This window comes from Tabrizicola sp. (genome assembly GCF_051645465.1).
Classification (GTDB): Bacteria; Pseudomonadota; Alphaproteobacteria; order Rhodobacterales; family Rhodobacteraceae; genus Tabrizicola.
In genome coordinates this window covers 1-7660 of record NZ_JBOFBI010000144.1, presented here as the reverse complement: position 1 = coordinate 7660, position 7660 = coordinate 1, and the positions used below count along the sequence as shown (strand labels likewise).

Annotated in this window: 7 protein-coding genes; 3 read left to right on the top strand and 4 right to left on the bottom strand. The window is 63.7% G+C overall.

Features of this window, described 5'->3' with window-relative positions; all coding sequences use genetic code 11:
- The 3 genes from ACRCSW_RS09040 to ACRCSW_RS09030 all read right to left on the bottom strand — a co-directional run.
- Positions 1–1838: type IV secretory system conjugative DNA transfer family protein (locus ACRCSW_RS09040; protein WP_438704389.1), on the bottom strand; the 1838-nt coding region annotated here is incomplete at its 3' end.
- Between the two features lie 10 nt (positions 1839–1848).
- A complete protein-coding gene (locus tag ACRCSW_RS09035) occupies positions 1849–3738 on the bottom strand; it encodes a relaxase/mobilization nuclease domain-containing protein (RefSeq protein ID WP_438704387.1) in 1890 nt (629 codons plus the stop codon).
- Positions 3735–4298 (bottom strand): plasmid mobilization protein, encoded by a 564-nt coding sequence (locus ACRCSW_RS09030; RefSeq protein ID WP_438704385.1) that lies wholly within the window; start codon positions 4296–4298, stop codon positions 3735–3737. Before ACRCSW_RS09030 ends, ACRCSW_RS09035 begins: the two co-directional genes overlap by 4 nt.
- A 958-nt stretch (positions 4299–5256) precedes the next feature.
- On the opposite strand from ACRCSW_RS09030, the gene ACRCSW_RS09025 reads away from it, so the two are divergent.
- A complete protein-coding gene (locus tag ACRCSW_RS09025; protein ID WP_438704384.1) occupies positions 5257–6021 on the top strand; it encodes a ParA family protein in 765 nt (254 codons plus the stop codon).
- Between the two features lie 308 nt (positions 6022–6329).
- Positions 6330–6692: a hypothetical protein gene (locus tag ACRCSW_RS09020; protein WP_438704382.1), complete on the top strand. Its 363-nt coding sequence runs from the start codon at positions 6330–6332 to the stop codon at positions 6690–6692.
- 39 nt (positions 6693–6731) lie between these two features.
- Here ACRCSW_RS09020 and ACRCSW_RS09015 read toward each other — a convergent pair whose 3' ends face one another.
- Positions 6732–7157 carry a hypothetical protein gene (locus tag ACRCSW_RS09015; protein WP_438704381.1) on the bottom strand — a complete coding sequence of 142 codons (426 nt, stop codon included), beginning with the start codon at positions 7155–7157 and terminating at the stop codon, positions 6732–6734.
- A gap of 124 nt (positions 7158–7281) precedes the next feature.
- On the opposite strand from ACRCSW_RS09015, the gene ACRCSW_RS09010 reads away from it, so the two are divergent.
- Positions 7282–7506: a hypothetical protein gene (locus ACRCSW_RS09010; protein ID WP_438704379.1), complete on the top strand. Its 225-nt coding sequence runs from the start codon at positions 7282–7284 to the stop codon at positions 7504–7506.
- Positions 7507–7660: the final 154 nt, after the last annotated feature.

Sequence of the window (7660 nt, the reverse complement as noted above, 5' to 3'; positions counted from 1 at the left end):
CGAGCCGGCAATTTCCGTGTGCGCTTGGCGCTCTTCGCAATTTCCTGAAACACCCGTGCCGCTTCTCCGAAGACCTCGGCACCCGCAGGTCCAGCGGACGCACTCAACCCTGACAGCTTCCCGACAGGCGCTAGCCTGCCATGCGCCCGCCACCCTTGTATTGTAGGCAACGCCTTCCCCTTCCGAGCCCGGTCAATCGGCCCAAAGTGCCGATCCTCATAGTACCGGATGTGCCGCGCGCGGATGGGATACTGTCCTTCGGGCAGCACCAGAACCTCATCCAACGGGAACCGCAGCACCTCGTTCGCCGAAATCAACGGCCGCTCTTCCGACCGCCTGCTCACATTCGCGCTGTCCTCCAACGCACGCACCCGCGACTGGCTTTCGGTCACGGCGGTGATGGTGGACCGCCCCAAGGCGTTCGACAGCACCTCGGCAGTACGGTCGTCCTGCGGGGTCATGTAGATCTGCACACCGGCCCCACCTTGCAGGGAGCGCCGCCCGGTCTCGCCATAGATGTCATCGAGGCCGGGAATGGTCTGGGAGATGATGAAGAACCGCCCGCCGAAGCTGCGGATGGTCTTGATGGAAGAGAGGACAAGGGGCTGGCGTCCGAGCTGGTCGAACTCGTCCATCAGGAACATGACGGCATGGGGTTCGTCCGGCCCGGGCTCGCGGCGCTGGAGGGAGGCGATGGCATCCGCGAAGAGAAGGCGGACGAGGGGGGCTAGGGTTTTCAGGTGCTCGGGCTGAACGACGACATAGAGGCTCTGGGGATCGCGGCGGAAGCTAGAGAAGTCGAAGTCGCTGGTCGAAGTGACGCGGTCCACCGCAGGGTCGTTCCAGAGCTCGAGACCGGATCCCTGGATGACTGACACATAGGCACCGAGGGTCTTTTCCGGGACGTCGGCCATCTCGAGGAAGGTCCGGGAGACGATCGGGATGTTCGTGGTCTCGGCAATTGCCGTGTAGCTTTTCTTCTTGTCACCGCCCCCGGCCATGACCTCGCCGGCATAGCCCAGGGTCGGGCGGCGCTGCTCAATGGCGTAGAGGCAGGAGGCGATGAAGAGCCGCTTGCCCGCGTTGAAGAAGCTCTGTGCGCTTTCGCCTTCCGGGATGAGGAAGAGGTCGGCCATCGAGTTCAGCGCGGTGTACTGACGCTCGGCGGAGGGAAGGGCGGCGATACGGGCGAGCGGGTTGAAGCGGTGCGAGCCCCGGTCCTCATCGAAGGGCGAGAAGTACCAGATGCCGTTCTTCAATCCGTGCTTGCGATGAATCGAGGTCTTGGCAAAGTTCTCGCCCTTCACGTCGAGGATGATGGCCGAGCCCGAGAAGTGGAGGAGGTTCGGGATGACGAAGCCGACGCCCTTCCCCCGGCCCGTCGGCGCGATCATCATCGCATGGGGGAAGCGGTCGGGCGGTGCCATCACGAAGGGCGCGTCGGATTTTGGGAGGCCGAGCTTTCCGAAGATGAAACCGTTCTGGTCGAGGGTGCCGACCATGTGGTTACGCTTCAACTCGCGGCGCGACTGGAAGTGCGCATCGTCATACTGGTTGAGGCGGCCGCGATGCACTCCGGCAAGTCCGACAAGTGTAAAGGCGACGGTTACGGCACCGGTGATGATCATCGCGCCCTGCAAGACCGAAGGCCGCGCAGTGAGGTCGGCCCAGGCATAGCGCAAGAACCAAGGGCCTATCGGGCTCAAGGTGTCGAGGCTCTCGCGAAAGGCGGTGATCACGTAGATCGTTGCCAGCATGCCACCGATGTAGAGACCGGTCAGGAGGCCAAGGAGCAGCGCCAGCGGATACCGCCAGGCGGTGTCGAGGTTCGAAAGCATGGGTCTGTCCTCAGAGTTCGTGGCCGGTGTCGCGTTCGGCGGTGCGGTCACGCTGACCCAATTCAGCGGCGCGTTGCTGCGCCCGTGCCAGATCTGCCCAAGGTCCGACCTCGCTGGATGCGCCAAGGTCACCTTCGTTCTTCAACTCATGCGCCACCGCAGCCCTGAGCGCCGGATCTCGGACCTGTTCGTTGAGCGGAGCGAGGTCCCCTGACCGAACGCGGTCCAGGTCCTCAGGCTTCAGGGTGTCATGCATCCGGTCGACGATGGCCTCGAGTGCGGGTACCTCTGACAGGCGTAAATGCCGATCGGCGGTAAGGAGCTGATCTTTTGCCAGAGCTTCGGTAAGGGCAGGGGTCAGATCGAGGCCCATGAGCGCGCCATCGATCTCCTGACCGAGCGCACGCTCCGTCTCCATCCAGAACACCTTCTGCATCGTGTTCGGCTGGGCGTCAATCCAGCTTGCCCTCTGCCCTTCGCTGCGTTCCGCCAACGTGAACCGCGCAACCATTTCCTCGACGGACGTGCCGGCTATGCGCAGCTCGTCCTCCCGAATGGAAAAGAGCGCCGTCAGCCTCTCGCCTACTTCTTCCCGGACATGGGCCAGCGTAGCGCGCAAACTTGCGTCGAGCGAAACACCCTCGGTCTGACCTTGATCCAGTCGCGCCAGCGAGGCGAGGGTCGTGTTATGGTAAGGGTCGTCACCGCGCTCCAGGACCCGGGCATGCTGGACCAGAAGCAGGTTATCGGGGGCAAGCTTCAGGGAGGCCCGCGCCTGTTCGGCAAAACTGTGCTCCAACGCGACCCGCTCGGCGGAGGGTTCCATGGCACGGATCGCCTCCCAGGCCTCGGTGGCCGAAGCGATCATCTCGCTGCGCGCAGCCTCAACCCGCGCGGCGGGATCGCCTTCGGTATGAAGCGAGTGGTCGGGCATCAGGGGAACTCCTTGTCTGAGTGCGGCGGCAGACGCACCAAGCGCCTGAGCCAGCCGGGAAAGGTAGGAAGAGGCGCTCGCCTCGGTGCCGGTTGCGGCGGCAAGGCCGGCGAGATCGCCTAAGGCTTCGTACTCACGGGCAAAGCCCTGCATCGCGGCAAGCCTTCGGCTCCGCTCCCCGTCGGACAGCGGCGGCGGGGGAGGGGGTGTGGCGTTCCCACCCTCGCGCGAGGCACGCAGTTCGGACTGGCGCGGCGGGTTCTCAATGATGCCGCGGGAAAGGCGCGACGAGGCGAGGATGTTCAGCCCATGCGACTGGCTGATCTCGGCGTGAAGCTCGCGCATCACATCGAAGTTCAGCGCGGCATGACGACAGATCGACATGAAGCGACCTTCCTCGATGCCATGCTTGTCGACCACGAAATGCGCATGCAGATGGTCGGTGTCCTTGTGAAGGGCAGCGACGTAGCGCCAAACATCCCCATACTCACCGGACCCAAACACAGCCTGACCCCATTCCCGGGCGATGACTTCGGCGCGCTCGGCGTCCACCCCGCGCGGGAAACTTAGGACGATGTGATCGGCATGTCCCCGGCGCGGCGCGCCGGTCCAAGTTGAAGACCAGATATCCGCAGTCCGCTCCGTTCGGGCAGGATCAAAATCGCGCTCGTAGCCCGCCAGATTGCACCAGATGCTCTGCACGCCGTCTTCCCGGGCCACATAGTCGAGAAGGCGCTTCAACTCCTGCGGCGTTCGGGCACTGCCGCCTGCGATGCGTTTGACGACCGACTGCCAGCCGCGTGGCCCGCCAGCGTTTCGCAGAAGCGCCCGAGTCTGGCGTTCCTTACGCGTGCCGAGACGGGAAGATGCTCCGTCTCCGCTGCCGCGCCCGCGCCCGCGCCCGCGACGCCGGTCGTCAAGAACATGACCGAGAACAAGATCCTCGACGGAAGGCGACCGGGTCATTTTGGCGCCTCGGCAGAAGTATCAGCGGCAAGAGCAAAAGGAGAGGTTTGATCACCAAGTCCCTGCTTGGCCCTCAGCGCCGAGAGGAGGTGGACAACGTCTTCAACCAGATCGTCGACCCGCGCGCCGACCTTGCGCACGAGGGCGGCATCGCGGGCATTCCAGGTCAGGCGTCCGACCGCCCCCAGACGGGCGATCTGGTTGAGGTTGTTGCCGATGGCGGACAATTCCCGCCTGGCTGCAGCGATGGCATCCAGCTCGTCTGCCTGGATGGCCAGGCGATCGCTTGCCTGTCTGACCAGATGCCGGACTGCCTCGGAAACCGTCATACCGCTTGCCTCGGCGACCGCCTGAAAGGCTGCATGCTCGTCTTCCGTTATGCGGATGTTCAGCTTCACCGAAAGCCGCCGCACCTCCTTCCGCTCAAGGCTGCCCTTGATCCGAGACAGCGCCTGGCGGGAACGGCCCATCGACCGCGCCACGGCCGCAACGCTCTCGCCAGCAAGCAGCCGCGCCTTGATGGCGGCAGTCTCAGCTGAGGTCAGGCGTGAGCGTTGCATTGCATCATTACATGTGTTTTGTGTTCGTTGCGCATCATGTACCACACACCACCGTTCCTGCCAACCGTCCTCACTGGCCGGTTTCCGCTCCTCCGAAGAGGAGCCCGCCTGCGGAAACCGGACAGCCGGTGAGGACTCATTATGGCGTCAGGGGTCGGCGGCTGGGCCGCCGACTGCATCCCTGCGCCCCGGCCGCGAGGCCTCCGTTTAGCGCGAGACCAAATGGGTCGAGCGCGTTGAAAGCTTGGGTATTACCAAGGTTTGCGTTCGCTTCAGGAAGGACCGACGAGCAAGGCCCGAGTGTCCGAAGGGAAGAGATTCCCGGGAAGGTATGAGGGGCCGGTCACCGAGGCGGAATGACCGTCAAAGCCCGCAAAGTAGCGACTTTGTAGTGACCTGGATTTGTGGCCGCGCGCCTGAGCAGGGCGCAGAAGATGCCCGATAGTCCGAACCGGCAAGCGGGCAGACAGGCAAGCAGGCAGATTGTCCAGCATGCAGGCGATTGGCCGTTCAAGCGCGGGATGTCCACTCCACGGGTCCCGATGGCACCCAACCTTCGGGCTTACCACGTGGACAGTTTTCCGGGCGGGCATGCAGCCTGTCACCTTGTCAGGCATGCAGACATGCAAACCGTCATCCGGGCCGGAAGGTAGACGGCCACGATCGCGAGCAGGCCTCAGGATTGCTCGAGCGCCGCGCCGCAGCATTACGGATGCAGGAATCCTTAAGAAACATGAAGGCGCAGGGCCCGTGTTACAACTTCCAGCACATGCGATTTGACGTTTCTGCAACCTTATGCCTAAACGGCGCACCGGATGCTGGTAGGATTAGTGACGCCTTTACAAAGGCTTCGCGCGGTCTTGCCCTGCCTGCGGTGCATCGCCTTCCGCAGCGTCATGAAAGAGCGCCGGATGCCGGTGCGAGGGGTAGTGAGTACCGTTTGTGGAGGCGTCATTTCATGCAAGTCATTACTATCGTGCAGACCAAAGGCGGCTCGGGCAAGACCACGACCGCCATGCTCCTCGCATCTGCAGCACTGAACGTCGGGCGGCGTGTCACCCTGATCGATGGCGACGTGAATGCCCAACTCGGCCGCTGGCGCGACAGTTTCGAACTGGCCACCTGGGAGGGGGCGCAAAAGCCTGAGTGGCCAGAGGGTCTCGCGATCCTTTCACCGCCTGAGAGCGTGGAAGGACTGCTGTCGCTCCTCGAGTCCGAGGAAGCGCGTGGCGTCGATCTCGTCGTGATCGATACCCGGCCGGGCACGCATACTGACACCGAAGACTTCTGCCTGATCTCCGATCTCGTGCTGATCCCCGCGCGTCCCGTCTATGCCGAATGGGAAATGACCCATCGCGCCGTCCTCTGGATGGACGACCTCCGCGCTTCGATTGCCGAAGGTGAGCGCTTCCCGGCGGTCCGGGTCCTGGTGATGGACGCCGGGCCGAAGATCATCGACGCCGCGACCCGGGAAGGGGGAATGGCGCAACTGCCGAAACGTGACCAGGACGTGCTGCAGGAGATCCTGTGTCTTGACCATCTCGACGTGATCGTGCCGCATTCGCGGATCCTCGAACAGTTGGGCTACCACGGCCCGCTCGGACCGGCGGCCCGCGCCAACGCCACGGCACCTGGTGGTCGGCTGCTGGCGGACGCCATCACCCGCCAGCTTGAAGTCGCGGAACTCGTGCTGACAGGGATCGACGAGGTGATCCCTGCATGAGCCGCTTCCGCCTTCCTGCACGCGTCGCACCATCCCCGGCTGCGGAAGAGCCGGGCCTGCAGAACTCCGCAGCTCGTTTGCGGTCTTCGCGCGAAGTTCAGTCGCGCATTCTTGCCGAACGGCGCGTGCCGGAGGTGGGACTGCCAGCTGAAAGCATCGAGGCCCAACTCCCTGACTTGCCAACTTCGCCCCTGGCGGAAGCGGGATTAGCCGAGAAGAGGGAAGGGGAGAGGGGACCACCGTCGCCCACTTCATTGCCGCCCGGGGTTCCCGCTGGTATGGTCTCGAAGCCTCGGAAAGAGAAGCTGGTGGTTCTGTTTCGGCTTCCACTGGCGACCGAGAGGCGTCTGGAGCTGATCCCGGGTGCAGGCGAGGTGACCCCGGCCTACATGCTGCGCGCCTTTGCCAAGGAAGCCCGCGCGGAACTGCGGCGGCTATTGGCCGAAGAGGATGTTAATGCGCATGCAGACGAGGCGAGGCGCATCTTCGCCATGTCGGCAACAGACATGGCGGTCGGCGATGCGATGACCGTCTACGCCCAAGGCTCTGCGATCCGGGCCATGCATGCAGCCCTTGGTGACCCCTGGCAGATCGAGCCCCGGGCGACGATCGTCGGTGCCTTCCTCGCCGCCATCGCGTCGCGGCTCATCGAGGCGCGACGCGTCAGATAGACCCGGACAATGCAACAGAATTCGATGAACTGCCCGCGATCACTCGCAGGCAAGCTCGGGCAGCGGCGCTGTCTCGAAGGTCAGGCTGTCAGCGCTGGTGACCATTGCGAACTCGCCGCCAGCGCGGAAGGTCGCCACCATCTTCGACCAGTCTGCGGCTTCAACCGAGGCCTGTACGGCAAGGCCGTTCCTGACCGGCAGACGGGCTTGTTCACCAGATTTCGCGAGCACGACGACCATGTCTGGCGCCTCATCTTTGTCGAAGCCGACCACAAGCGCACCGTTGGGCGTCGGCCCGAAAACGCGATCCGGATCGCAGACAAGTCGCACCTCACCCGCCTCGCTGGTGAGCGCGTAGGTCGGCAGGCCACGCTCGACACCGACCGTCCAGGCGTCAAGCGCGTGGACAGGAACAGACATCGCCGCAAGCGCGGAAACAACCAGAACAGGGGACAGAACATGCATCGACAGGAACGCCTTTCGTGGTTCGCGTGGCGACAGCAAAGCACCACTTCTGATGTCGTTAGATATGTTCTGATGGACCTCATGTCCATGACTGCAGCGCGACAACGGTTTATCGGGGGCAGGAATGGATGACGGCGTCCAAAATGTGGCCAAGCAGTCGATCATCGATCGTCGGCTGTGGCGGATCGACCGCGGGAACCGGGAGCTTGTCGCGGAGCGCCATCGCACCGCGAGCGGTCGCTTCAGGACCGTTTGGCTCGTGCCAGAGGAAAACCTGCGCGGCGTCCTGTGGGTGGAGGTTGTCGAGGAAACACCAGCGATCCGTCGCAATGACCCATCAGCTTTCTGAATCGGACCGCCCGGTTCGATTCAGAAAAGCAATTGGACTTGGAGAGCGGCAGGGCGGAGTCTGTGCGGGGGAGGACTAGCATGACTCTGGCACATCTGCATCGCGTCGACCCTGACGCCAATATGGCGCGGTTCTATTGCATCGATGTTGCGGC

Coding starts and splice junctions, on each gene's coding strand:
- ACRCSW_RS09030 (WP_438704385.1), bottom strand. CDS start 4,298: ATGCAACGCTCACGCCTGACCTCAGCTGAGACTGCCGCCATCAAGGCG.
- ACRCSW_RS09015 (WP_438704381.1), bottom strand. CDS start 7,157: ATGCATGTTCTGTCCCCTGTTCTGGTTGTTTCCGCGCTTGCGGCGATG.
- ACRCSW_RS09035 (WP_438704387.1), bottom strand. CDS start 3,738: ATGACCCGGTCGCCTTCCGTCGAGGATCTTGTTCTCGGTCATGTTCTT.
- ACRCSW_RS09010 (WP_438704379.1), top strand. CDS start 7,282: ATGGATGACGGCGTCCAAAATGTGGCCAAGCAGTCGATCATCGATCGT.
- ACRCSW_RS09025 (WP_438704384.1), top strand. CDS start 5,257: ATGCAAGTCATTACTATCGTGCAGACCAAAGGCGGCTCGGGCAAGACC.